This window comes from Photorhabdus africana, assembly GCF_035181445.1.
Classification (GTDB): Bacteria; Pseudomonadota; Gammaproteobacteria; order Enterobacterales; family Enterobacteriaceae; genus Photorhabdus; species Photorhabdus laumondii.
Map to the genome: position 1 here is coordinate 12992 of NZ_JAXBVE010000041.1, position 26498 is coordinate 39489.

The 26498-nt window shown below is 46.9% G+C and carries 16 protein-coding genes, 1 tRNA gene and 1 pseudogene; 7 read left to right on the forward strand and 11 right to left on the reverse strand.

Translation table 11 applies throughout. The annotated features are described in order from the left end of the window. Nucleotides 1–11: 11 nt before the first annotated feature. Nucleotides 12–365, forward strand: a complete 354-nt coding sequence (gene frdD / locus SLS51_RS18675; RefSeq protein ID WP_323840124.1) for a fumarate reductase subunit FrdD — start codon at nucleotides 12–14, stop codon at nucleotides 363–365. A gap of 280 nt (nucleotides 366–645) precedes the next feature. Here the strand turns inward: frdD and sugE are convergent, their stop codons facing one another. Together sugE and efp are read right to left on the reverse strand one after the other, a co-directional pair. Then, nucleotides 646–960, reverse strand: a complete 315-nt coding sequence (sugE, locus tag SLS51_RS18680) for a quaternary ammonium compound efflux SMR transporter SugE (RefSeq protein WP_323840125.1) — start codon at nucleotides 958–960, stop codon at nucleotides 646–648. A gap of 225 nt (nucleotides 961–1185) precedes the next feature. Then, nucleotides 1186–1752, reverse strand: a complete 567-nt coding sequence (gene efp / locus SLS51_RS18685) for an elongation factor P (RefSeq protein ID WP_065391662.1) — start codon at nucleotides 1750–1752, stop codon at nucleotides 1186–1188. A gap of 37 nt (nucleotides 1753–1789) precedes the next feature. On the opposite strand from efp, the gene epmB reads away from it, so the two are divergent. Then, a complete protein-coding gene (gene epmB / locus SLS51_RS18690) occupies nucleotides 1790–2818 on the forward strand; it encodes an EF-P beta-lysylation protein EpmB (RefSeq protein ID WP_323840126.1) in 1029 nt (342 codons plus the stop codon). 59 nt (nucleotides 2819–2877) lie between these two features. Here the strand turns inward: epmB and SLS51_RS18695 are convergent, their stop codons facing one another. The 5 genes from SLS51_RS18695 to SLS51_RS18715 form a co-directional block, all read right to left on the reverse strand. Continuing rightward, nucleotides 2878–3222: a DUF4156 domain-containing protein gene (locus SLS51_RS18695; protein WP_323840127.1), complete on the reverse strand. Its 345-nt coding sequence runs from the start codon at nucleotides 3220–3222 to the stop codon at nucleotides 2878–2880. A gap of 1004 nt (nucleotides 3223–4226) precedes the next feature. Further along, entirely contained in the window at nucleotides 4227–5108 is an 882-nt protein-coding gene (locus SLS51_RS18700) for a LysR family transcriptional regulator (RefSeq protein WP_323840128.1), read from the reverse strand. 545 nt (nucleotides 5109–5653) lie between these two features. Next, a complete protein-coding gene (groL, locus tag SLS51_RS18705) occupies nucleotides 5654–7300 on the reverse strand; it encodes a chaperonin GroEL (RefSeq protein ID WP_323840129.1) in 1647 nt (548 codons plus the stop codon). A 49-nt stretch (nucleotides 7301–7349) separates the two neighbouring features. Continuing rightward, entirely contained in the window at nucleotides 7350–7643 is a 294-nt protein-coding gene (locus SLS51_RS18710; RefSeq protein ID WP_323840130.1) for a co-chaperone GroES, read from the reverse strand. 197 nt (nucleotides 7644–7840) lie between these two features. After that, on the reverse strand, nucleotides 7841–8329 hold the full coding sequence (locus tag SLS51_RS18715; protein ID WP_323840131.1) for an FxsA family protein: 489 nt from the start codon (nucleotides 8327–8329) through the stop codon (nucleotides 7841–7843). Between the two features lie 377 nt (nucleotides 8330–8706). On the opposite strand from SLS51_RS18715, the gene aspA reads away from it, so the two are divergent. The 5 genes from aspA to SLS51_RS18740 all read left to right on the forward strand — a co-directional run bounded on the left by aspA (nucleotide 8707) and on the right by SLS51_RS18740 (nucleotide 14279). Beyond that, a complete protein-coding gene (aspA, locus tag SLS51_RS18720) occupies nucleotides 8707–10131 on the forward strand; it encodes an aspartate ammonia-lyase (RefSeq protein ID WP_323840132.1) in 1425 nt (474 codons plus the stop codon). A 140-nt stretch (nucleotides 10132–10271) separates the two neighbouring features. Beyond that, nucleotides 10272–11573 (forward strand): anaerobic C4-dicarboxylate transporter, encoded by a 1302-nt coding sequence (locus SLS51_RS18725; RefSeq protein ID WP_323840133.1) that lies wholly within the window; start codon nucleotides 10272–10274, stop codon nucleotides 11571–11573. A gap of 184 nt (nucleotides 11574–11757) precedes the next feature. Next, nucleotides 11758–13485 (forward strand): protein-disulfide reductase DsbD, encoded by a 1728-nt coding sequence (locus tag SLS51_RS18730; protein ID WP_323840134.1) that lies wholly within the window; start codon nucleotides 11758–11760, stop codon nucleotides 13483–13485. A gap of 17 nt (nucleotides 13486–13502) precedes the next feature. Beyond that, on the forward strand, nucleotides 13503–14075 hold the full coding sequence (locus SLS51_RS18735) for a transcriptional regulator (protein WP_323840135.1): 573 nt from the start codon (nucleotides 13503–13505) through the stop codon (nucleotides 14073–14075). A 128-nt stretch (nucleotides 14076–14203) separates the two neighbouring features. Then, nucleotides 14204–14279, forward strand: a tRNA-Phe gene (locus SLS51_RS18740). Nucleotides 14280–14981: 702 nt separating this feature from the next. Here SLS51_RS18740 and mcf read toward each other — a convergent pair. The 4 genes and pseudogenes from mcf to SLS51_RS18760 form a co-directional block, all read right to left on the reverse strand. Continuing rightward, a complete protein-coding gene (gene mcf / locus SLS51_RS18745) occupies nucleotides 14982–23975 on the reverse strand; it encodes an insecticidal toxin MCF (protein ID WP_323840136.1) in 8994 nt (2997 codons plus the stop codon). A 568-nt stretch (nucleotides 23976–24543) separates the two neighbouring features. Continuing rightward, on the reverse strand, nucleotides 24544–24711 hold the full coding sequence (locus SLS51_RS18750; protein ID WP_323840137.1) for a hypothetical protein: 168 nt from the start codon (nucleotides 24709–24711) through the stop codon (nucleotides 24544–24546). A 133-nt stretch (nucleotides 24712–24844) separates the two neighbouring features. Further along, nucleotides 24845–26110 (reverse strand): 5-aminolevulinate synthase, encoded by a 1266-nt coding sequence (gene hemA / locus SLS51_RS18755; protein WP_323840138.1) that lies wholly within the window; start codon nucleotides 26108–26110, stop codon nucleotides 24845–24847. Nucleotides 26111–26394: 284 nt separating this feature from the next. Further along, nucleotides 26395–26498: pseudogene (locus tag SLS51_RS18760) on the reverse strand (IS1595 family transposase); the annotation flags it as partial.

Below are 26498 nucleotides of genomic sequence, written 5' to 3' on the forward strand. Positions count from 1 at the left end.
AGGAGGATCTAATGAATCAAATACCTAAACGTTCCGATGAACCGATTTTTTGGGGATTATTTGGTGCCGGTGGTATGTGGGGCGCAATTGTGGCTCCAGCCATTATTTTACTCGTCGCCATCCTTTTACCATTAGGAGTAGCACCGGAAGCGTTAAGCTACGCACGAATTCTGGCTTTCTGTCAGAGCCTTATTGGTCGTATATTCCTATTACTGATGATTATTCTACCACTATGGTGCGGTTCACACCGTATCCACCACAGTATGCATGACCTGAAAATTCATATCCCTGCGAGTAAATGGATTTTCTACGGCCTGGCAGCGATTCTGAGCGTTGTCGCTATCATCGGCGTTTTTACTCTGTAGTCGAATAGCAACGAGCTGAACACTGTTTCTACAATGCGGCGGCATCTGGAGAAGAGGCATGAAACGACTACGAAAAGTCGGTATTTCTTGATAAAGAATATCCCATATATACCCTATGGATTTCAAGATGCATCGCGACGGTAAGGGAGCGAATCCCCGGGAGCATAGATAACGATGTGACCGGGGTGAGTGAGTGCAGCCAACAAAGAGGCAACTTGAAAGATGACGGGTATAGAAGCTGCACTGCCAAAATGTGAAACCTTTGGAGTGCAGTTCAATATTAACTGGACAATTTCAGACCGATAATACCGGCGATAATCAGAACAAAACTTAAAATCCTGGCAAAACTTGCAGATTCACCAAACACTATAATGCCAAAAATAGCGGTACCCACTGCACCTATTCCAGTCCATACCGCATAAGCTGTACCTATTGGTAAGCCTTTCATTGCATAAGCAAGCAATCCCATACTGATCGCCACAGCACTGGCTGTAATAAGGCTCGGTATCAACCGGGTGAAACCATGAGTATATTTCAGGCCAACCGCCCAGACGACTTCGAATAAACCAGCAATAACAAGAAAAAACCAGGACATATCAACGCCCCATAATAGTGTTGTGGAGTCGTCCCCAGAAAACGGCAGTATATCCAGGTCGTCCCGGATAACCATTAGAAACAGTGATAAATTATAGCCGTGTAAAATGGCAGTATCAATAACACAATATCGTGAGCTCAAAAGACATGAATAGCCATGCCCTCTGTCTAAGAAAAACCACAGCCTGCTTCCAGAACTGCGGCTTTTATCAAATACCGTCGGTAATTATTTTACGCGAGAAACGTATTCACCAGAACGGGTATCTACTTTAATCACTTCACCAATTTGAACGAACAGAGGTACTTTAACCACAGCACCAGTGCTCAAGGTTGCTGGTTTACCACCCGTACCTGCGGTATCACCTTTTAGACCTGGATCAGTATCAGTAATTTCTAATTCAACAAAGTTTGGTGGAGTCACCGAGATAGGCTGACCATTCCACAGCGTCAGGATACACTCAGCTTGTTCTACTAACCATTTCGCATTATCGCCAACTGCTTTTTCATCAGCCGCTAACTGCTCGAAAGTTTCGTTATTCATAAAGTGCCAAAACTCACCATCGTTATACAGGTAAGCTAGGTTCATATCCATCACGTCAGCAGATTCTACAGAGTCAGTAGATTTGAAGGTCTTTTCCAGCAGCTTACCGGAAATCAGCTTACGAATACGGACACGGGCAAACGCCTGACCTTTACCCGGCTTCACGAATTCACTTTCAAGAATAGCGCACGGCTCACCATCTAACATGATTTTAAGACCTGAACGGAATTCATTGGTACTATAAGTAGCCATGGAGATCCTCTTTTGAACAAAATGGCTTAGCCAAAAAATGGCGCATATTATAACCCCAAAGATCATGATCAGAGAAGACTGGTTGAAACAACTTACAGATGTTATTACCGATCCTGATGAATTATTACAATTATTATCTTTAGATAAACACCCGACCTTGACCAAGGGGAGTGACGCACGTCGCCTGTTTCCACTACGGGTACCCAGAGCTTTTGTTGCGCGTATGCAAGTAAGCGATCCTAATGATCCTCTGTTACTTCAGGTCATAACGACACCAGAAGAGTTCACGCTTACACCGGGTTTTTCTACCGATCCTCTGGATGAACAGCGCAGTGCTGTCCCCGGTCTATTACATAAATACCGCAATCGCGCACTGTTGCTGGTTAAAGGAGGATGCGCGGTTAACTGCCGTTATTGCTTCCGACGTCATTTCCCATACGAAGATAACAAAGGTAATAAACGCAATTGGCAACAAGCGTTAGATTATATTCAGCAACATCCTGAACTTAATGAGATTATCTTCTCCGGCGGCGATCCTTTAATGGCAAAAGATCACGAACTTGACTGGTTAATCAGCAATCTGGAAAAGATTTCTCATATTAAACGACTACGTATTCACACTCGTCTGCCTGTCGTTATTCCTGCCCGGATCACAACAACGCTTTGCGATCGACTGGCACAATCGAGATTACAAGTGATCATGGTGACACATATCAATCACGCTAATGAGATCGACCCATCCTTACGGAATAGCATGATATTGCTGAAACAAGCAGGCATTACGTTACTAAATCAAAGTGTGCTGTTACGCGGTATCAATAATCATTCTGATACTCTGGCTGACCTGAGCAATGCTCTGTTCGATGTAGGTATTTTACCTTACTACATTCACGTGCTGGATAAAGTACAAGGAGCCGCTCATTTTATGGTCGGTGATGAAGAAGCCAAGGGGCTTATCCGGGAATTACTGACAAAAATTTCCGGTTATTTAGTACCACGTCTCGCAAGGGAAATCGGTGGAGAACCGAGTAAGACACCTCTTGATTTGGGATTAAGACAAAAGTGACAAAAAATTCATGCCCGGATACTTTTCAGCCGGGCATATCATTCAAATTACGAATGCCATTACTGGCATTTATAGACTTGACCGATCATCTTACTGTCCAGTGGCGCAAAGCTCGATAACAGACTTTCACTCGGACTGGTAACTCCATAAATCACATTTCCTCCCATGACTGCGGCTTTATTGCGTAAATCATTGGCTGCCCCACGCATTGAGCTGCTTTCATTACTTACACCAGTCATCCAATTGCTTTGAATACCTGTTACTTCACCTAATAACTGGCACTCGCTGCCTGGCTTAGTATCAGCAAATCGAACCTGTGAACCACCAGAAGTTAATTGGTTAGTCGTTGTACACCCTGCCAATAGTAACAATACTGAAGCACTGAGCAAAACTTTAATTCGCATGTTTTTCCTCACCCATTGTTGGAAATTCGACAATTAATCATCAATATACCTTGTTGTACACCAATATCGCAAAAAATAATTTATACAGTCATCCTTTAGTAAAGTGTTTAGGTCAAAAATATTTTATGCCAAGGTGAATGCAGTAAGAAAATAGAGAAAAATAATCGAATAAATAACATGAATAAGTTTAATAAATGCTTTATCTTCAAAAAACATCACTCATTAATCAATACATAAATTATCTATCAAAAAAACCTTTTATCCATGATCTTGACTATCAGATAGAACACTAAAAATATTATTATATGCAATACTAAAAGTCATAATGTAAATATTTAATTAATTCATTAACCCCTTTCTAGGAAGATATTGAATATACCCGTCATCTTTCAAGTTGCTTCTTTGTTGGCTGCACGCGCTCACCCCAGTCACATAGTTCGCTATACTCACGGGGATTCACGCCCTTGCCGTCGCGATGCATCTTGAAATCCATAGGGTATAACATATATTTCTTGTTGGCATATTTATGCTTGTTTTTCCATCTGATAAATTCAATTCCCATGTTGCGAATGATATTAAACTTAAACCATCTCACTCAAAACACTATTAGAACATCTATCAACAGTTTTGATTTGATAATATACCCGTCATCTTTCAAGTTGCTTCTTTGTTGGCTGCACTCGCTCACCCCGGTCACATAGTTTGCTATGCTCCCGGGGATTCACTCCCTTGCCGCCGCGATGCATCTTGAAATCCATAGGGTATATCTCACGACAATTTTTTATTGAGCAATTATCTGACGTTATATCCCATAAAAACGCCACATATTAATAGGGTTAAGAGGTTATACTTATATGAATTTCATGTGGATTTTGTCGTGTGTAAATAATGATAATTTTTTAACATGGATTCAAGAAATTGTGCCTCATTTGGCTAGAAATACCTCCATTGACACCACGATAATGGGCCATCAAACATTTTCGTGGCATCATATTTTCCGGCTATCACCATCCATCACCAATGTGGATACGCTCTGTCAGATAGTCCAGAAATACCCGTACCCGTGATGGGAGTTGCCTACCTTGGCCGACAAAAACTGCGTATATTTCTTCCTTATCGCCAGGATTATAGTTCTCAAGTACAGGTAGCAACAAACCGCTCCGAATATCAGCATCCACATGGAAACGAGCTAATCGTGCTAAGCCAAGTCCTGCTATTGCAGCTTTACGCATGGTTTCTCCATCACCAAGTAGCAAGTTCCCTGAAGGTAATTGTTGCCCCCACTCTTCCGAATCGATGAAAGGCCAAGCTTTCATATGACGGGTAAAGCCAAAACCAAGTCGATTGTAGCGCCCTAGATCGCCAGGCATAGAGGGTATCCCCATCTTTTCAAGGTACGAAGGAGATCCTACCACAACCATTCGACTTGCCCCCAACTTGCGTACCATGAAGCATGAATCATCCAGAGGACCGGTACGAATCGCCACATCGCTACGATCATCAAGTAAATCCACTATCAAGTCACATAATGAGATGTCGAGTGTGATCTCTGGATAGCGTTGCAGGAAATCCGGTAGTAAAGGCATCAAGCAATGTTTTCCAAATGCAACATGACAATTCACACGTATCCGTCCACGTAGCGCGGTTCCCTGATTTGCTTCTTGTTCCGCGGCTATGATGTCCTCCAAAATTCTGACACTACGTTCATAGAAAACAGAACCCTCAGCCGTTAACTGAAGTTTACGTGTCGTTCTATTCAACAGCCGTACACCAAGTCGCATCTCAAGTCGATTAATAAGCTTACTAACTGCTGACGGCGTCATATCGAGCTTACGAGCAGCAGCAGAGAGACCTTCCGACTCAATTACTTGAACGAATACAGCCATTTCGGTGGATCGATTGAATTTGTGCATAGATATTTGAATTATTTTCCAAAGTCCTATGAATAAATGAATTTTAGTCTAATAAACTCATTTTTTCTAAAGCTTAAGGAAATATTTTTTTCCTTAAGAATTTCCCCTACGCCAAATCATCTTTATTACTTAACACCTTGAACCGCTTTTTAAGCTAATGAAGAGGACAATCACTTTGTAAAGCCACAGTTTCACATGGAGCAGGAGCAGGAAACAGTGTTGCACAAACTTTAATCACGAGTATCGCAGCACTACAGAAGGAGAGGGAGAGGGAGAGGGAGAGGGAACGTTATAGCAAGAGCAACATCACTTCAACGCACGTTTTTCATAAATATCACGGAAATACAGGCTTTCACCCCTATCTGAAATCAGACCCGGAGACCGATATCCAGGCTTGAACCTCAGCCCGGATATCGGATTTTTTTAAATGCTATTTTAGCGGGGTGGGAATATTCACCACGATATTAATCGGTGACCACTATGGACGTAACCCGCTCGGCTAGCGACCTATGCGGCTATTACATCATGCCGCCCATACCGCCCATGCCACCCATACCGCCTGCTGCACCTAAATCAGCTTTATCATCTTTAGGCAGGTCAGTGATCATACATTCAGTGGTGATCATCAGACCAGCGATAGATGCTGCAAATTGCAGTGCAGAACGGGTCACTTTGGTTGGATCCAAAATACCCATTGCGATCATATCGCCATACTGCTCAGTCGTTGCGTTATAGCCGTAGTTGCCTTCACCTGCTTTCACGCTGTTTGCGATAACAGATGGCTCTTCACCTGAGTTGTCAACGATCTGACGTAAAGGAGCTTCCATCGCGCGCATTGCAACACGGATACCTACGTTTTGATCTTCGTTATCGCCTTTCAGACCAACAATAGCCGCTGCAACGCGAACCAGTGCAACACCACCACCAGCTACCACGCCTTCTTCTACTGCTGCGCGAGTTGCATGCAGAGCATCGTCAACGCGAGCGCGTTTTTCTTTCATTTCAACTTCTGTTGCAGCACCAACTTTGATAACAGCAACACCACCAGCCAGTTTAGCTACGCGCTCTTGCAGTTTTTCACGGTCGTAATCAGAAGTGGACTCTTTGATCTGCTGATTGATCTGAGAAACACGGCCTTTAATTGCATCTTCTTCACCAACGCCATCAATGATGGTTGTGGTATCTTTGTTGATAACGATACGTTTTGCCTGACCCAGATCTTCCAGCGTTGCTTTTTCCAACTCCAGGCCGATCTCTTCAGAAATAACATTACCATTAGTCAAAACAGCGATGTCATGCAGCATCGCTTTACGGCGGTCACCGAAGCCAGGCGCTTTAACCGCTGCAACTTTGACGATGCCACGCATGGTATTAACAACCAGAGTTGCCAGTGCTTCACCTTCAACATCTTCCGCAACTATCAGCAAAGGCTTGCTTGCCTTAGCTACACCTTCCAGAACTGGCAACAGTTCACGGATGTTGGAGATTTTTTTATCTACCAGAAGAATATATGGATTTTCTAATTCAACAGAACCGTTTTCTGGTTTGTTGATGAAATAAGGAGAGAGGTAACCACGGTCGAACTGCATACCTTCAACGACATCCAGCTCGTCTTCCAGGCCAGTACCTTCTTCAACGGTGATTACACCTTCTTTACCGACTCTATCCATCGCTTCTGCGATCAATTTACCCACAGTTTCGTCGGAATTCGCGGAGATAGTACCTACCTGAGCAATAGAGGTGGAATCTGAGCAAGGTACGGACAGTTTTTTCAGTTCTGCCACTGCTGCAACCACAGCTTTGTCAATACCGCGTTTCAGATCCATTGGATTCATACCAGCGGCTACGGCTTTCAGACCTTCAGTAACAATAGACTGAGCCAATACAGTTGCTGTTGTTGTGCCGTCGCCCGCAGCATCATTCGCTTTAGAGGCAACTTCTTTCACCATCTGAGCACCCATGTTTTCGAACTTGTCTTCCAGTTCAATTTCACGAGCGACGGAAACGCCGTCTTTAGTGATTGCAGGAGCACCGAAAGATTTATCCAGCACAACGTTACGCCCTTTAGGGCCTAGGGTTACTTTCACTGCATCAGCAAGAATATTCACACCACGTAGCATCTTAACGCGAGCGTCGCTACCAAATTTTACGTCTTTAGCTGCCATTGTTTCTTTCCTTTAAATTCGTTCAGTTAAGAAGATCTAAGCGCAACAATTACGCTTCAACAATTGCCAGAATGTCGCTTTCAGACATGATCAACACTTCTTCGTTGTCGATCTTCTCTGATTTAACACCGTAACCATCGTTAAAAATAACGATATCTCCAACTTTCACACACAGTGCTTTTACATCACCGCTTTCAAGGATGCGGCCATTGCCCACAGCCAGAACTTCGCCACGAGTGGATTTACTCGCAGCAGTGCCAGTCAGCACAATACCGCCAGCAGATTTTGATTCAACTTCTTTACGCTTGACGATTACACGATCATGCAATGGACGAATATTCATTGATAGCTCTCCTATAAGAAAGTCCATATCAGGTAAGAGGATTGATACCAGTACACTTTCATTAAACCAGTATCATAATAAATTAAATGGGGACCTATTTATGATACTTCAAGGGCAGGCAAAAAAATATTTTACTTTTTTCTTGCCCACAGAAAAAAACCGATGATTAAACCAAACGTTCAGAAAGCGACCGCTTATCAATGAGGCTTATGCTCGTCATCATCGGATTTATGGTCTTTCAACGTTCGAGAGGGGTCATCCTGCTTACGTTCGTATTCCCCCTCAAAAGTATTGCTATCCCGTCTAAACCCACCACTATTATGAGGACGATAGAAATTGATATGTGGCATCAGTTTCATCACTAATTTTTTTTGAACCGGTGGCAATAACAACAGTAATCCAAGAAAATCTGTAAAAAAGCCGGGGAGGAGTAACAGGAAACCCGCCAGTAAAAGAGAGACGCTTTTTATCATTTCCGCAGCCGGACTCTCCCCGTTAATCAGCTTCTGCTGGATCTGGATAAAATTCTTTATGCCCTGACTGCGTACCAAAGAGATACCGATACAAGAAGTAAACAACACCAGTAACAGAGTCAACAGTACACCTAATTCAGAGGCAACACGCACAAATAAGGTTGATTCGATATAGACAAGCAAAAATATCAGGATAAATGGCAACCAACGCACTTGGTGCTCCTTCAATTGATTTGGATGAACAGGTTGTATCCTGAATAAATCATATCAACAAAATCCAAGGGACAACCAAATTAATATTTTTTCAGTTTATTAAAGATATAATTGGGGTCACAGCTATCGTTTTCAATCCGCTGAAAATCTTTCTAATTAGACACAAAATTGTGATAAATATCACATATATCAAATCAGACTAAACAAATACCACTATAAAGTGATCCAGATTCAATGCATTTATTGCTAACCAGCATATGATCACGCCGGCAATCCGGTGATAAAAAGTTCATATCATAACTATTGCAGTTGGCAACATAATGATTTAATGAACGCATAATTAGACAGTAAAAACGTCATCTAATAAGAAGGTTCTCATGTCAAACAACATTCGTATCGAAGAAGACCTGTTAGGTAAACGAGAAGTCCCTGCTGAAGCCTATTATGGTATTCACACCTTACGTGCGATTGAAAACTTCCATATCAGTAACAACACCATTAATGATGTACCCGAATTCATCCGTGGCATGGTGATGGTAAAAAAAGCCGCAACCTTGGCCAACAAAGAGCTGCAAACTATTCCTAAAAAAATTGCAGACATCATCATCAAAGCATGTGACGAAGTGCTCTATACCGGCAGATGCATGGATCAGTTTCCGGTTGATGTGTTTCAAGGCGGTGCCGGTACTTCACTCAACATGAATACCAATGAGGTTCTGGCAAACATTGGTCTGGAACTGTTAGGCCATAAAAAAGGCGAATATGAGTACCTGAATCCCAATGACCATCTGAATAAAAGCCAGTCAACTAACGACGCCTACCCAACTGGCTTCCGCATCGCGGTTTATAACTCCATCCTGAAACTGATCGAGTCTATTGAGCTGTTAATTGTAGGTTTCGATAAAAAAGCCAAAGAATTTAATGACATCCTAAAAATGGGTCGTACCCAATTACAGGATGCTGTTCCCATGACACTGGGGCAGGAATTCAACGCATTCTCTATCCTGTTGAAAGAAGAAGTTAAAAACCTCAACCGAACCTCTGAATTACTGCTGGAAGTTAACCTTGGTGCTACTGCTATCGGTACCCGCTTGAATACAGCACCAGGTTATCAGAAATTAGCGGTTGAAAAACTGGCGGAAGTTTCAGGTTTACCTTGCGTACCCGCCGAAGACCTGATTGAAGCCACCTCTGACTGTGGGGCTTATGTTATGGTCCACGGTGCTCTGAAGCGCCTGGCTGTCAAACTGTCTAAAATCTGCAATGACCTGCGTTTGCTTTCTTCTGGCCCCCGTGCTGGCCTGAATGAAATCAACCTACCAGAATTACAGGCAGGCTCTTCTATTATGCCGGCAAAAGTGAACCCGGTTATTCCAGAAGTTGTGAATCAGGTTTGCTTCAAAGTTATTGGTAACGATATTTGTGTTACTATGGCATCCGAAGCAGGCCAGTTACAGCTCAATGTAATGGAACCGGCTATCGGTCAGGCCATGTTTGAATCTATCTCTCTGCTAAGCAACGCTTGCCGCAACCTGGTAGAAAAATGCGTTAATGGCATCACGGCTAACAAAGAAGTTTGCGAAAATTTCGTATTCAACTCGATCGGTATCGTGACATATCTGAACCCATTCATCGGTCACCACAATGGTGACATTGTTGGTAAAATTTGCGCTGAAACCGGTAAAAGTGTTCGTGAAGTCGTGCTGGAACGAGGCCTACTGACCGAAACTCAATTGGATGACATCTTCTCTGTAGAGAACCTAAAATGTCCATCTTACAAGGCAAAACGATTTGACGATTAAGTTGTTGAATATAATAAAAAATAGCTCTTAGCAACAAGGCACGCAACTCCAACTGGATAGCGTGCCTTTTTACTTCCCTACATGCACAAAGTATTAACCTAAAATTTTCAAATTTTTAATTATTTCAAGGAGTCACTATTATGTTAGCCGTAGAATTGATTATCGTTCTGCTGGCCATCTTCCTGGGTGCAAGATTAGGGGGAATTGGCATTGGATTCGCCGGTGGGCTTGGCGTTCTGGTGCTGGCTGTAATTGGCGTTAAACCAGGGCATATCCCATTCGATGTTATTTCCATCATTATGGCCGTTATCGCCGCTATCTCTGCAATGCAGGTCGCCGGTGGTCTGGATTATCTGGTTCAGCAAACTGAAAAACTGCTGCGTAAAAATCCAAAATACATCACGATACTCGCACCTATCGTTACCTATTTCCTGACACTGTTTGCAGGTACAGGTAATATCTCTCTATCAGCACTGCCTGTTATTACCGAAGTTGCGAAAGAGCAAGGCATTAAGCCATGCCGTCCACTTTCCACTGCGGTTGTAGCGGCCCAAATTGGCATAACCGCCTCACCAATTTCCGCGGCGGTCGTTTATATGTCTTCTCTGATGGAAGGCCACGGCGTTAGCTATATCCATCTGTTAATGGTGCTATTACCATCCACTTTCGCCGCTATCGTTCTGATGTCTTTCATCATCTCCTGGGCGTTTAATTCCAAGTTGTCTGATGACCCCGTTTACTTAAAGCGCTTGGAAGACAAGCTGGTAACTCTGCGTGGCAGCAAACAAATTGAGATTAAACCAAGGGCTAAAACTTCCGTTCTGTTATTCCTGTCCGGTGTTATCAGTGTTGTTATTTATGCTATCGTCAATAGCCCAAGCATCGGTCTGGTTGAAAAACCCCTGATGAACACCACTCACGCCATCCTGATCATTATGTTGAGTGTCGCAACTATCACGACGATGTTCTGTTCAGTTGATACTGACGCCATTCTGAACTCCAGTACCTTTAAAGCGGGTATGAGCGCATGTATCTGTATTCTAGGTGTTGCATGGCTAGGCGATACTTTTGTACAGGCGAACATGGATTGGATTAAAGGCACCGCTGGAGACTTAATCCACTCTCAACCTTGGTTGCTAGCGATTATTTTCTTCTTCTGTTCCGCCCTGCTCTATTCTCAGGCAGCCACCGCAAAAGCGTTGATGCCGATGGCTTTGGCTCTTAACGTCACACCATTGACAGCTATCGCCTCTTTCTCAGCGGTTTCTGGGTTGTTTATTCTGCCTACCTATCCAACCTTGGTTGCCGCAGTTCAGATGGATGACACCGGCACGACCCGTATCGGCCGTTTTGTATTTAATCATCCATTCTTTATCCCTGGCACCATTGGGGTTGCTCTAGCTGTTGCCTTCGGTTTCCTATTCGGCAGTATGATCCTCTAATTCTGGCTGCCAATAACCACTTAATCCAGGGGCGTATACCGCCCCTGCATACTCTCTCCCAAGCGATATATTTTCTCTGAAAACCTTCGATAACTGTTTTAATCTTAACCAGAACACTTTCTGGTCTGGCCGCCTTCGGTTATAGTGCTGAGTCTGTTTCATTCGATTAGCGATCATTATCTTTATGATTAAACGTACTCTGATGCTATTTTTGCTGCTTTGCAGCCCCCTTCTTACCCCAGCGGCAGCAAACGCACTGTTTGAACAGCCGGGGCAAAACCCATATTTGCCAGTAGATCAGGCATTCATGTTTGATTTTCAGCAAAAAGGCGACAAATTGACCTTAGACTGGCAGATCAAACCGGGTTATTACCTTTATCGCAAACAACTTCATATTGAGCCGCAACAAGTCACACTAGGTAAAATCACGTTGCCACAAGGTACAGCTCATCGAGATGAATTCTTTGGTGAAACTGAAGTTTATTTCCAACAACTCATCGTCAATGTTCCTGTTACAGAGGCGAACAACAATTCTAATATCGTTGTCACTTATCAAGGCTGTGCCGCCGCAGGATATTGCTATCCACCTGAAACCCGCCTTGTTCCATTGAGTACAGTTATTCCATCAAAGACAACTGACGCCATACCTACTGAACCTGTCCAAAAAACGCCAGAAAGTGCATCAAATGATCAACAACATTTACCTTTCTCACCACTCTGGGCAATTTTGATTGGCATCGGTATCGCCTTTACACCTTGTGTACTACCGATGTATCCATTGATTTCCAGCATTATTCTTGGCAGCCAACGCCCTAAAAGCCTAAAACAGATATTTTGGTTAGCGCTAAGCTATGTTCAAGGCATGGCAGTCACCTATACGCTACTTGGATTGATTGTAGCAGCGGCGGGTCTACAATTTCAGGCCACACTGCAACATCCATATGTACTGATCGGCTTATCAGCATTGTTTGTTCTACTGGCACTGTCGATGTTCGGCCTCTATTCTCTGCAACTGCCTTCCGCTGTTCAGACGCGCTTAGTCAACTGGAGTAACCAGCAAAAAAACGGTTCACTTTTCGGTGTATTCGCTATGGGTGCGTTAGCGGGATTAATTTGCTCTCCTTGTACTACCGCCCCTTTAAGTGCGATTCTGCTCTACATTGCTCAAAGTGGTAATACCGTGGCAGGTAGCCTAACCCTTTATCTTTATGCTTTGGGAATGGGATTACCGCTCATTGCCGTCACCCTATTTGGTCACAAACTCCTGCCACGCAGTGGGCCTTGGATGCAGTATGTTAAAGAAGCTTTTGGCTTCATTATTCTTGCGCTACCCGTTTTCCTGCTGGAAAGGGTTATCGGTGATGCATGGGGAATACGATTATGGAGCCTGCTGGCAGTCAGTTTCCTAGGATGGGGGTTTGTTCTGACGATTAGAAGCCAAAACGGTTGGGTACGAGTCATACAACTGATATTGTTAGTTCTGATGCTAATAGCTACCCGTCCATTGCAAGATTGGTTTTGGGGTACAACGGTCACACAACAATCACAACATAGTCTCAACTTCCGCCAGATAAATAACTGGCAGGAATTAGAACAGATAATGACACAAAACAGCCATAAAACCGTTATGCTTGATTTCTATGCTGACTGGTGTACCGCTTGTAAAGAATTTGAAAAATATACTTTCAGCGATCCACAAGTTCAGTCACAACTGCGGGATACCTTACTGTTACAGGCCAATGTCACGAACAACAGCCCGCAACAGAAGCAGCTTTTAGAGAAACTTAGCGTTCGGGGATTGCCGACTATTTTGTTTTTTAATTCTCAGGGGAAAGAGATCCCCGATTCACGGGTAAATGGTTTTATGGATGCAACCCGCTTTAACGAGCATTTGCAACATCTGCCAAAATGATTCAGAAGGAAAACACCATGCAACGAGAACAAGTTCTTAGTCATGCCTTAAACTTACTGGAGCAACATGGCTTATCCATCACAACTGAGGTGCTTTTTGGCTCGCTTAGCATGGATATCGAATATCTCAAGCAGTTCTGGCCCGATCGGGAAGCTCTACTTTATGACTGTCTACGTTATCACGGCCAACAGATTGAAGTCTGGCAGCGACAAATATTACTGGATGAAACTCTGACACCAGAGCAGAAGCTACTGGCTCGTTACACAGCCCTTGATGAAAAAGTAAAAGAGAAACGCTACCCAGGCTGCCTATTTATCGCAGCCTGTAGCGCATTCCCTGAACCTGACCACCCTATCCATCAATTAGCTGAACTACAAAAACAGAGTTCTTCCCGTTATACCACTGAGCTATTACATCAACTGGATATTGAAGATAGCGAACTCGTTGCTAAACAGATGGAACTGATTCTGGAAGGTTGCCTGAGTAAGCTACTACTCAAACGGGATATTGGTGATATCACTACGGCAAAACTGCTGGCAGAAGATGTTTTAGCTATTGCCTTATGTCGCAAAAATGGTGCGTTAAGTTAACAAAAATCAGCCTAAGATGAACAACCACACAAATTCAGAGCAAAAAGAAAGCAATCAATCCGCTTTTATCATTTTTTATCAGAAAGGCATTGACGACTTAGGCTGAATACGGTTTAATGCGCCCCGTTGCCCGGATAGCTCAGTCGGTAGAGCAGAGGATTGAAAATCCTCGTGTCGGTGGTTCGATTCCGCCTCCGGGCACCAACTCAAAGCCTGTTTGTTGAAGAAAAATTCCAACGGACAGTCAATACAAGAACCCGAATGTATAACTGTGGTTAGTCTAGCTTTTCAGTATTTCGATATTGAACTGAACATAAGGGTTACCAAGCTAGGATGCCTAAGAATTTAGGCATCCATTTTTTGCTGAAATGCAATACTTACAAGTTCTATTGCAACTGTCAACCCATCCAAACTAAAATCAATCAATTAACACAATATTGTTTATTAGTTGCTCGGCTTTCTTATTATTAATCAGAATAGGGTTAGTTATAAAAGATTCCCCATCTTGTAACAAGGAATTTATGTAGAAAAGACAGGTTCAGCCAGCAGCGAGAATATTCTGTTTTATCCTATTAACATTCTTCTCTCTGTGGCTCAGCATCAATATACAACATCAACTCACACTCCAGTAAATGCGCAATCTTACTATTCCAAGTAACACCTAACACCTTTCAGCCCGACCTGATGCAACACATATCCACGCAATGCCAGTACCTGCTGGAGAATCACTTAAGCAGGCCGATTGTTCACACCTGAAAACATCGGGAATGTATTCACCACCTTGCAATAACTTGACCGTAGCCTTCGATAGGTTTGATCATGATCTGCTTCTACAGAAGGAATGATTCGACCGGTGCCCGGAGACAGGAAGGGCTTTACGCCCCTCCTGTGGTTTCTGTTGCTAACTCAAGACAGCGGCGGCACCAGCGCCGCCTGCGCGGCCCGACGGTTTTGCGGCAGGTGCTCGCGGGCACCGCCGATATCAGGGAACGAGGCCATAGCCCCGCTCAGCTTCGCTAGGCTCGGCCCCTCCGTGTCCGGGACAGCAGCAACGGGATGAATCGCATGGGGCACGATGACGGGTTGTCTACTGGCCCAAGATAGTTCTACCAGCTCCCTATTGGTGTAACCTCGCCGGATAAAGTCCTTGACCAAGTGATCCACTCTGATCACCGACGAAGAACCTTCCAGCTCGATTTGCAAATGCTGGTGCGTCACCGCCTGGCTACCGAACACCTTGCGCACCACCAAGGTCGTGCCATTGGCCGAGTCAGTCAGCATCAAGTTATCCTCATGGCGACTAACGAGGATTTTTTCCGCATCAACCATCGGCATGATCAAGCGGTCCAGAGCCTGGCCCGGGTCATCGTTGTCAATGATAACCGTGCGGTAATGCGACCACATCTCTTGGCTGAGGCGGTAGGTATCGTTATCAGCACCGCCATGCAACACCACACTGTCGACACCGGCGATCAGCGGTGAGGTCAAGTCGTCCCAGCGACCGCCCTCGCCTCCGCCCCGAATCAACAGCGACGAACCAATACGCTCGACACTAGTGTAATAATTCAGCTTCTGCACACTATCATCTTTGACCCGGTACAGTGCCTGGTCCGTTGGGCTGTACACATACGCGCCCTTCTTCCCGGCAGCAATTCCAATGAAACGCAGATTGTCTTTAGCCTGGATGCTACCGCAGGAGAACACTTGACCACTGTCGACATCGAACCAACCTTGTGTGTCATCGCCTTGCAAGGTCAGCACGCCTTTGGCTCGCCACTTACCAGCAACCTCAGCAAGTGCCTGTGGCAGACGAGCGAAGTTGTCCTGTTGCCAGCCTTTGTCGACGGCAACTAGCTGCAATTTGCCGTCATTGGTTCGCAATAGGATCTCGCCTTTGACGGTGGTCAGTCGTAGCCCGACATCGACTTGCTCCACCGCCTTGAGGTGCAGTCCAGACGCCAGCTCACCGGCGGCGGGAAGCTGTGACGAGACGTCAAGCACCTCGTCGGTACCAAACGCGGCAGCCAGCGCATCGGCAGTCATAGGCGGCTGACGATACAACTTGCCGCTGGCGGGTTCGAACAGCCGCGCACCGGAGCCATCCACTTCAAAACCCAAGAACTGCAAACGTTTGTCTTGCAGAGGAGCCGAGGCCACTATTACCTGACCCTTGTGGTACCACACTGGCAGCAGGCTCTTGCCGTCGGTACCCTTGATTCCGAACACCGCCAAAGTAGCTCTGCCGTCGGCGACGCTAGCCAGGTCCTGCCACCAGTGGGTACGTCCCTTGAGCCAATGCTCATTAACCGCTTCGTAGTTAAGCTGCCCCAGTGCATCGAGCCGAGCCACACGCCCATCCTCGGTGATGGCAAGCAGGCTACCGTTCAGGTTGACCAAGTTGGCTAACGCTGGAGTACTGATGCGCAATGCAGTGGGATGGCTAGCGTCGAGAACAGCCTGCCCGGGACCTTCCTGTCGGAACAGAACCTTTTGCTCTTTACTGTAGAAGAAAAACACCTCTTTACCGCCGTGCTGCGGCATGCTCCCCGCTAATACCAAGTCGGCCGGGATCGGCCAGGCACTGCGGGTTTGTTCGTACTCTTTAAAGTGAGGGGCCTGATCTGCCGGTGGCGCCAGATTCGGCTTGATCAGCGTCCCGTCGCCGGGGCGTATCCAGTAGCGGTGCGCCACGCCAGTCGCATCCACACCGAACACCGTGACCAGCGCCGCACTGGTCGGCTGGATCAGCCGTGCGCCCAACGTATACGTCGGCGTCTCACGCTGTATACTTTTGCTCTCGTAGTAGCCCTTGAGTATAGTCTTGAGCTCATCACTATGCTGGCTGGTACGTGCTAAAAGCTGGAGCAGCGCATCATCACCCACCGCACTGACCAACTCCATTCGATCATCGAGGATCCGATAGCACAGTTCAGCTTCCTTCACTAATTCAGCCTCCTTCTCTTTTAGTCGATAACGGCGCGCCAAGTAAACTGCATCTCCCTCCTGCCATAGCCGACTGATCTTACCCGCATTTTGATTAAACCAAGGATCAAACTGCGCGTCGACCTGTCCGGTGGCAATGTCTACCCGCCACGCTGCCGCATTGTCGGCGTCGTAGAAATAGGCATGGTCACCCATCACCGCACCCAGTTGGGCATGTTTGGTCTGTTCGTGGGGGGTGTTGGTGAACAACATCCGCTCCTTGCCTACATCGTAGAACGCTCGACCAACATCTCGCCCGTTGTGGCTGTAGTTCTCCACCACTACGTACTGCCCGTGCAATTGATGCGCTTTGGCCAGATCGCTCAGATGCTGCTCGATTTGCTGGCTAGGCACCTGCCACTTGCTCGCATCTTCGCTTACCACCTGAGTTGTCAGGTCGGCAAAGTCAACTTCGCGTACCTCGCCCTTGCCGTTGACCACCAATACCTGCCCGTTCTGGGTCGGATCGAGTTCGACTACCACCCCGCCGACCACCAGTTGGTTCTTCGACACGCTGATACGGTCACTGGCGAGCTGACTGCTATCGATGATCCAGCGCGACAATGCACTGGCGCTATCGCTCGTGAGCTTAATTTGGGTGCCTTCGTTGAGGCCGATCAGGTACTCGCCACCCGCTCCCTTGATCTCGTAGCGCAAAAAGCCGTGTAGCTCTTTGGGTAGCTCGGGCACCACCAGTTGCCGGTTGCGTTGATCAAGTATCACCTCAATTGGGGTGTCGACGTACTCATGACGAATCCTGCGGATTGTCTCCTCACCCGGAAAGATATAGAAGTCGTAGTCAAACCGCTTGTCTTCCTCCAGCCTGCGGATCACGTCGAAGCCAGCATCATGACGTGTAGTCGCACCGGGAAGTAGCATGTATTCGTAGCTGATGTAGGACTTGGGCGTACCCGGCAAGATCACGACATTACTGTCGCCGTGTTCAAGAGGCCGGGAGATATCCTTGTAACCAATACCGCTGCGTACCTCGATCGCTTGACCACGGTCGTGGACCATTCGCGGAAAGTCACCGACCCAGAAGAAGTAATTGATTTCCCCCGAACCGGTAGAGCCCGAATGGGTGCGGTAGATATACTGGCTGTCGAAGCTGATCTGGTACTTGCGCAAGTCAAGGCTCTTGATCACCGCCCCGGCAAGAGGCACCAGCACCTTGTTCTTGTTGTCATAACGATAGCCGTTGCCTTTGTACGCCTTGTCGATCATATCAAAGTAACGGCCTACCGCCTTGGCATCCTCGGCTACCACACCAAAGGCTTGAGCCAGTGCCGTAAAGCCCACCGCGAGCCCACCAAGGATCACGCTGGCCCCACCGAGTACCGCCCCGGCTGTCGAAGCACCGACCAACCCAGCCCCCACCCCGGCAGCACCAGTGACGAAGCTCGCCGAGTCGAACGCTAACTGGGTACCGAACACCGCCTTCTGCACATCGTTCTCAGCGTGGGCCAGTTCATAAGCATCCAGACCGACCATAGCTCCACCAAACAACACACCAGCACCTTCGTTGACGGTATGGCCCAGATTCGAAGCAAAGTCCTTTAACGAGGTTTCGGCAGCCACCACTTCACCGCGCAGCGCCGTACGCACCAACGCGGTGACCTTGGCTATATCCTGTACGCCACCGTGAGCCATCTGGACCAAGTTGAGGTAGCTATGGACCTTGAGCGCGGTGGCCAGATCAGGCGAAATCACTCCGCTTGCCGCATCGTGGCGGTTCTTGTCGGCAAACCACTGGATCAGCGTCTGAACCGCAAACCCAGCGTTCAGCCCATCCACCGGAGCGGCCTCACCAACTCCGCCGCGAGGACGCATCCTGCCGTGCTCCAGGGTAAAATGCTCGTTCAGTACACCCATGTGCTCATCGATGAAGCGCCGGAATTCGACAAAGGTGCTATCGCCGGTGATCAACCAGCGAGTCTGCTCGGGTTGGTCACGGTTAATGAACTGGACCCGGTAGCGACCTTCCCTCTGGTCTTCCGTCGTAGCGATAATCGGTAGCCAGCGGCTGTCCAGTTGGTGCTCTTGCGCCAACCGGGCACTGGCTGCTTCGAACCGTGCGCCCCATTGCTCGGCATCAAAGGTCTTCAGTGCAGGGCTCAGTCGCAAGTCTTCCATGACCCGCTCTTGTACACTCACCACCTGCTCGACCTGCCGCCGTTGCTCGATGACACTCGCCAGTTCCTCGAACCGGGTCAGGTCGGCCACGTTCAGGCCATTGCCTACAGATACCTCAGCCATCTTGCCGGTATCGATCTCAATCAGGTTGAAGGCCGGCGCCGACTTGCTGCCGAACGAGCCATAGTGCGCGGCCAGCCTGCGCACCACCAAGTGCTGCACCATAGCCCTGAACAGACTCTTGGTGTTGTCGAAGGCAAAAATCCCAACATTCGGGTCATAGAAGTAGTAGCGACGGCCTTCGGCCGTGACAGTGCTCCCTACCATCATCGAGTGATTCTGGGTATTGAGTGCAAACATCGAGGTGCCGGTTGTTGCGGCCAGTCGCGACACCACCCCGGACAAATTGAACTGGCCTAGCTCCGTGGAAGCCTGAACGGCTTCGACATTATAGTGCAGACTGATCAGGCTGTTCTTGAGCAGCGTGGAGCTGCCCGCCTGCGGGTCGGCGGAGGCGAAGAACAGCTTTTGTACCAAGCTGTTGATGCCGGCCTCTCCACCACTCGCCAATGCCACAGCCATAGTTCTGACCAAAGGGTAGCAACGGCCACCGGTTCGGTCACCGACCAGCGACAGATAAAAGTCCTGTGGTACTAAGCGGTCAAAAACACTGCCGACGTCATGGAAGTCCTCACTGAACATTGCGGTCTGTCTCAGTACCTTGTCGATGTACTCGACTTGGCTGATTTCGGTGATGCGACCGCTCAAGGCACCCCGTTGCTCGTGGGTAAGTTTTCCTTCAAGAAACAGGCGCTTCATCTCCAGAACCGACATTTTATCATCCACTCCGGGGATCTTGATCTCCCGGAAGTTACGCAAACCATCATTGAACCCGGTACCCTGTGCCCCACGCTGATAGGCCTCGGAGGCCGCGTAACGTTCTCCCACGCTGCTAGTGCGCTCCTCGCCTTGAATGGCTGTATCGTCAATCCGTACCACCGCAACGCTGCCGTCTTTGGCCTTGATCTGCTGCCAGAGCCAAGTCTTTTCGACAGAACCGGCTTCACGCAATACTGGATCGTACTGCGCCCTGTAGTAATCCTGTGTAAGATTGAGCTGCTTGAGCTGCTGGTCGATCAAGGCCGTATCGCTTGAGGTACGTCGTGCTTCCTGGAGCTGGTAGCGTTTGTCCGCCACCTGGTCAATGTTAGCTTTGACCTTGGCCTGAACCGCTTCGCGCAACCGGGTCCATGCGGCAATCGCCGGATGCTCAGGAGAAAACTCCCCCTCTGTGTAAACGCCGTCGGTAACTCCTTCGACCGATAACCCAAACTGCGTCGCCACCGTCTTCAGTTGTTGGTGAACCTGTTCGCGGTAGGTGGCGAATTCGGCCAGGTTACGCTCCACCACCTGACTGCCGGCGACCTGGATCGAGAGTGGCTCAGCACCACTGCGCAGCTTCGGCCAGATCATCTGTCCGTTTCGTTGATATTCCTGGCGCTGAAACACCAGTTGCCACTCGCCATTGACGTACTGCATGTACGCGGCGGCAAAACCCTCAGCGGTACCGGATATCTGGTAATCTTTGTAGTCGACCGCCATCACCACGTTGTCATACAGCAGCGAGCTGTTGAACCGGCCATCGTGGTAAACCCGGTAGGTATTGGCGTCGAGGCTGGTCACCACCAACGAGCCGCCCGACAGTGTCCCAGTGAACAGAAAGCTCCCTGCGGCCGCATGCTTGGAAATGTCCACATAAGCGGGTACCGCATTGGCCTGATTCGAGCCATTGTAGCCGAGGAAGTGCGCCGACACGCTGCTTGAGGATATGCCATTGGCGTTTTGTTCAGTGTACTCGATCTCGTATAAGCCTGACCCGACCTTGACCAACTGGGCGCTCCCCTCTGCCGGGAGGCGCCCCGACCTAACCAGCATCTCAGCACTGATGGTATGGGTTTTGGCGAACAGTGCAGGATCAGTGGCAAACTGATGGATGTCGGCACTGCCTTGTCGGGGCTCAAATCCATCACCTACAGACACCAGCCCGGCCTTGAGTTCGAGATCCTTCACCGCCTGCCCCAGCAGCGCCGGTTTTGGACCCATGTAGGTAAAACGCGGTGGATGGAATTCGTCAGCCGCTGGCAAGCCCTGATTAATGATCGGTAAGACCCGCGCCATCACGCCGTCATACAGTTCACCCTGCAACTCTCTCTTGCTGCCTTCGACGCGGTACTTGTCAAACATCTGCAACATGTCCTTGCCGATACTGTCCGCACCCTCCGGTTCGTAACGCGCAGCGACATAGAGGGTTTCGAAGAACGAGTGATAACCGTTACGGATCATGAAGGCCGCATTGGCCATCTGGAATTGCCAATACTGCTTGACGCTCAACGCGCCACCGAACAATTCTGGCAAGGCATTGCTGACAGTCTGGGTGGTCCCGGAAATTCCCCCCACGAATGGAGTGTCCAGGTCATTCATGTAGCGTGTGGCGTCATTCTTCGGGTCCGGACGGAACTGGTTGTAGCTGCGGTACTTATCATCCTTGATCAAGTACGAATCCTCGTGATACGTCTGCTCCTCAAGGCTGGTATTGAGGATCAGATACGGATCGGGCTGATTCAACCGGTTATTAATCATGACCTTGCCGTCACCCAGCGCAGCGTGAGGATTGACCGGGACCGCGGCCTTGGAAAAGCTATCGGCTACTGGACGCAAAGCATGGAACAAGACCTGTTTGCGTAAGCTCCTGCCCTCATTGCTCAACAGCACCGCCTCAACCGCCGGACGCAGTTGCGCATCGGCGCTCTCAAGTCCCTGGGAACCAGTCAGTAACAGAGTGAGCAGTTTGTCGTCCAGCGAGCGATCAACCGCAGCCTGATCGAAAACCTGTACTTTCGGATTGCTTGGATGCTGTGCCGCATTGGCGCTGGCAACCCGCTGGATTTCCACTTCGATGGCCCGAATGCGCCATTGTTCGTACAACGGTGCCAATAGCCCCCTAGCCTGGGCAATGTCACTTTGCACATAGCCATTTTGCAAGACCTTAACCACAGCCGGGTTCTTCACCAGTCTCGTCGCCAGCCCGAACAGCAGCGGGTCATTATCGCTGCTTCGCCAGACCGAAGCGGCGAACGCCTGTTCCCACAGTGCTTTGTTTAGGTTATTACCCTTGATATCGCGCATGTTGTTACGGAAGTACTCCGGTGCCAACACCCCTGCGGGGGTGATGTGGTTACGTTCGAGCAAACGCACCAGCTGCTGCTCGAACGCCTTGCGATCTTCGCTGCCTTTGAACAGACGACTGGCCTTCGTACCGCCGTCACGCAGTTGTTCCAGCTTCTCGAAAAATGCGGCGTTGTATTGATATAGTGTGTCGGTCTGCGCCTTGCTCAAGTGACTGCTGCTGACCTTATTGTCGTCAACGCTCATCACCCCAAAAGGCGTCGCAGATAGGTAACCGTTGTCCTGGGGCATTTCCAACAAGTACTGACGACTGGCAAAACCGACTGAACGTTCCAGCTCATGGATATTAACGAAAAGCCCGTCACGGTCCGGGTGGTAACCGTTCTGTCGAAACCCCTCCAGTCCGATAGTCTGGAAGCTAGCGATATCAGCATTCTGGTTGATCAGGTCACTCAAGGCGCTTGCCAATGGTACCTCACGGGTGATGGTGGTATTCGAAACCTGGCCGGATATCTGAATCCCGACCTGGTTCGGCACCTTACGGTCAACGCTGGTCAGCAGCATTTTGCGACCGTTACCCAGCAACTGCGCCTTGAAGCCTTCACGCAAGGTGCTTTCCGAAACTAGGTAGTTGGCGAAGTACTTCTCGACGAATTCGGTTTTGACCAGCACCGAGCGAATTGGCGCATAGGTCGGCGAGCGAAAGGATGGTGGCTCACTCTTGAGCCGGTATTGTTGTTGCCAAGCTAGGGAGCGGGCTGCGGTACCGAAGGAGAAGTTGAATACCTTGTCCGCCGACACAACTAATCTGCCGTTCTCTAGGAAGAAATCTTTGAAGCGGCCATCGGTGCTGGCATTAACTAGTGCGACGTTCATGCGGATGTAGCCAGGACGCTCCTCCATCATCAGCAACGAAATATTTACCGGCAGATCATCGGAGGCCGGAGGCACCGTGGTCAGCCCGCCGAGAGCTGCGGCCTCTTCCGTAGAGGATGCTTTTAGTAAGGCGTTGTAGCGAGCATTGACCCCCTTGTAGGCCTGTAATTCGGAAAACAGCATCACGTATTTTGGGCTAAACGTGGAGTCAGCCACCTGTATAGTCAGTTGCTGTTCCAGACGCTTGATCTCGGTATCTAGCTTAGCCTGCTTGCCCACCGCATTCTCTCTCAAGGTCGTCGTATTCAAGATCTTAGAGCCGCCGAGATTGAGCATGGTCAAAGCTTTACGCCAAGTGCTGTCAAAGTGCGTTATGGCCATCTGCTGTCGGCTGTATAACAGGATGTCGCGGTCCAGTTGCTGCTTGTAAGCGTTGATCGCCGGTGTGCCGGGCACATCGTTCATCTGCTGCCGTCTTTGCTGCAATGTCTGCAACTGGTCGCCGACAGAAACGGGGTTGTCCTGCATCTGAAAATGCTGGGCAGCCAGCACACTCAGCGTACTCTGCTGCATTTCCTGTAACCGCTCGTCTACTTGCCTGATGTAGTCAGCACGCTCATCAGGCCTCATGTTAAACCATTCGGTCTGACGACTTGCTGCCTCAATCTGTCCATCTATCAAGGTATTGAGCAGGTTCGTGAAGTCTTTGGATATAGAAACCATTGCAATGCTCCTTTGCCTGTTTTTAAGCGAAACCCTTCGCGCTGCGAAAAGCTGTTTATCGTTTGTCGATACAGATTTGACATTCTTCCCGACCTAAAGACCATAACTTTAGGTACGAACGTATTCAGTTACCGCAGGGATTCCCGCACATACGGTCGAGTCGAAGGCAGATGTCATTTTGCATTACTTTATTTAGGTGATAGTTACATATCATTGTTATTTATATTAGTGAATATTAGATAGTCAACATTTATTTGCTTTGTAGTTGTAGTCATAATTATCCCCTTTATTTTTCATTTATATTGCGGATCACATGAGTGATGACATTGAAATATAATTAATTTTTTGTATATTTAAATTAAAATTATCAACAATATTAATTAGTTACATATGAAAATATTTTTTAATTATATTGTTGCGTTTTTTATAAGACGTTGAATAAATAATAATGAATTTTAGGAAGGTTATTTATTAGTGAATTGTTGTATCTGATTTTTGCGTTAGAGCGCGATATTTAAAAGTTCTACTGCAACTGTCAAGCGACCCAAATTAATATACCCTATGGATTTCAAGATGCATCGCGACGGCAAGAGAGAGAATCCCCGGGAGCATAGAGAACTATGTGACCGGGGTGAGCGAGTGCAGCCAACAAAAAGGCAACTTGAAAGATAACGGATATATGCTCTTCATCTTTCAAGTTATATCTTTGTTGGCTACGCTTACTCTTCCCAGTCACCAAAGCAATCACATGAACGTCTTACAAACACAGATTGCATTTCAGTCAGATTAATGAGCACTGACCTTAGTATGATTTGATCGTCATTCCTTCTCAGTGTTATTTGATCATTCATGCAATTGCTTTACCCCAGTCACATAATTAGTTGTGTGGCTGAGGATTTACTTACCTGCCGCTGCGAAGTAATTTGAAATCTATTGGGTATATCAAATGAAAGAAATACTTCAGTCAACGCATTAGTTAATTGTATAATTTGTTCTTCCGAATGATTAGGAGTAATATTTACCCTAAGTCTCTCAGTTCCAACTGGTACAGTTGGTGAATTAATTGGTTGTAAATAAACATTATGTTTTTCAAGTAACTGACGTGTTACTTCTTTACATTTTATTGCATCTCCAATTAACACAGGTAATATATGTGTCTCACTAGAATTCATGATCGGGATTCCTGCTTTATTGAAAGAATCTCTTAGCATTTTAGTTTTTTTATGTAGTTTTTTTCTTTCTATATCAGAAACTTTCAAGTACTCAACACTTGCATAACATGCCGCCACTATAGCTGGTGGTAATGAAGTCGTAAATATAAACCCTGAAGCAAAAGAACGAATTGTATCAATTATTGGTTCAGAACCAGTAATATACCCGCCGATAATACCAATTCCCTTAGCCATAGTTCCTTGAATAATATCAATTGAACCTGCAATACCTAAGTCAGCAGCAATTCCTGCACCTCTAGGCCCATACATACCAATTGCATGTACTTCATCAAGAAATGTTAAAGCATTATACTTTTTAGCAAGGCCTACAATTTCTTTAATTGGCGCAATATCGCCATCCATAGAGTAAATCGATTCAAAAACAATTAATTTTGGTCGTTCATACGGTTGTTCCGCAAGTAACTTTTCTAAATTTTTTGTATCGTTATGTCTAAAAATTGCACGTTCTACCTTCGTACTACATATACCATTAATAATAGAAGCATGATTGAGTTCATCAGAAAAAACTATACAGTTTTCAAATAAACGTAATAAACACTGCAACGTTGCATCATTTGAGCCATATCCTGTTGGAAATACTAGTGCCAATTCTTTATCATGCCATTCAGCTAGCGAAGATTCTAAAACTCCATAATGATAGTGAGTACCCCCGATATTACGAGATCCCCCCGAACCCGCACCAAATAAATCAATCGCACTATGCATAGCTTCAACGACAACTGGATGTTGAGACATCCCTAAGTAATCATTACTACACCAAACAACAACAGACTCACCATTATTTGAGCTATTTAGTTTAGCTAAAGGATATTGTCCACGAATACGATTTAATGTAACAAACTCACGATATTGTCCACTTTTTTTCAATGCCGCTAGCTTTTTACTAAGTATTTCTATATACATATTGAGCCTCCAATTATGGATTTAAATAAGCTTTCAAAATAGTAGATCACTTTGCAAAACGCCTTGTACAATAAGGGAGACAAGCTATACATAGCAACACCATAAGGTTAGTGCAGTTTATCAGGTACCAAACTTTCACTACTCAGACATCAATCAAATTAACTACTGTATCGGTATTACGAAATGCTATCTAATATTTCTCAATATAATTCAAATAGATAAATGCAAAATACTTATTAAACTCATTTACAATGCTTCTTAATTATAAGTATTAAAATTCCTGATTACCATCGAATCTCAGCTAGCTTGAGTAAATACTCAGGTATAGGTGCTGCCCGGATACATGAATAAATAAGCTGTTCGAATGTTTTTTTAAGGTTAAAGCGCC

What these genes read in the sequence shown, in the direction of transcription:
- frdD (WP_323840124.1), top strand. Translation starts at nt 12, where the DNA reads ATGAATCAAATACCTAAACGTTCCGATGAACCGATTTTTTGGGGATTA.
- sugE (WP_323840125.1), bottom strand. Translation starts at nt 960, where the DNA reads ATGTCCTGGTTTTTTCTTGTTATTGCTGGTTTATTCGAAGTCGTCTGG.
- efp (WP_065391662.1), bottom strand. Translation starts at nt 1,752, where the DNA reads ATGGCTACTTATAGTACCAATGAATTCCGTTCAGGTCTTAAAATCATG.
- epmB (WP_323840126.1), top strand. Translation starts at nt 1,790, where the DNA reads ATGGCGCATATTATAACCCCAAAGATCATGATCAGAGAAGACTGGTTG.
- SLS51_RS18695 (WP_323840127.1), bottom strand. Translation starts at nt 3,222, where the DNA reads ATGCGAATTAAAGTTTTGCTCAGTGCTTCAGTATTGTTACTATTGGCA.
- SLS51_RS18700 (WP_323840128.1), bottom strand. Translation starts at nt 5,108, where the DNA reads ATGGCTGTATTCGTTCAAGTAATTGAGTCGGAAGGTCTCTCTGCTGCT.
- groL (WP_323840129.1), bottom strand. Translation starts at nt 7,300, where the DNA reads ATGGCAGCTAAAGACGTAAAATTTGGTAGCGACGCTCGCGTTAAGATG.
- SLS51_RS18710 (WP_323840130.1), bottom strand. Translation starts at nt 7,643, where the DNA reads ATGAATATTCGTCCATTGCATGATCGTGTAATCGTCAAGCGTAAAGAA.
- aspA (WP_323840132.1), top strand. Translation starts at nt 8,707, where the DNA reads ATGTCAAACAACATTCGTATCGAAGAAGACCTGTTAGGTAAACGAGAA.
- SLS51_RS18725 (WP_323840133.1), top strand. Translation starts at nt 10,272, where the DNA reads ATGTTAGCCGTAGAATTGATTATCGTTCTGCTGGCCATCTTCCTGGGT.
- SLS51_RS18730 (WP_323840134.1), top strand. Translation starts at nt 11,758, where the DNA reads ATGATTAAACGTACTCTGATGCTATTTTTGCTGCTTTGCAGCCCCCTT.
- SLS51_RS18735 (WP_323840135.1), top strand. Translation starts at nt 13,503, where the DNA reads ATGCAACGAGAACAAGTTCTTAGTCATGCCTTAAACTTACTGGAGCAA.
- mcf (WP_323840136.1), bottom strand. Translation starts at nt 23,975, where the DNA reads ATGGTTTCTATATCCAAAGACTTCACGAACCTGCTCAATACCTTGATA.
- hemA (WP_323840138.1), bottom strand. Translation starts at nt 26,110, where the DNA reads ATGTATATAGAAATACTTAGTAAAAAGCTAGCGGCATTGAAAAAAAGT.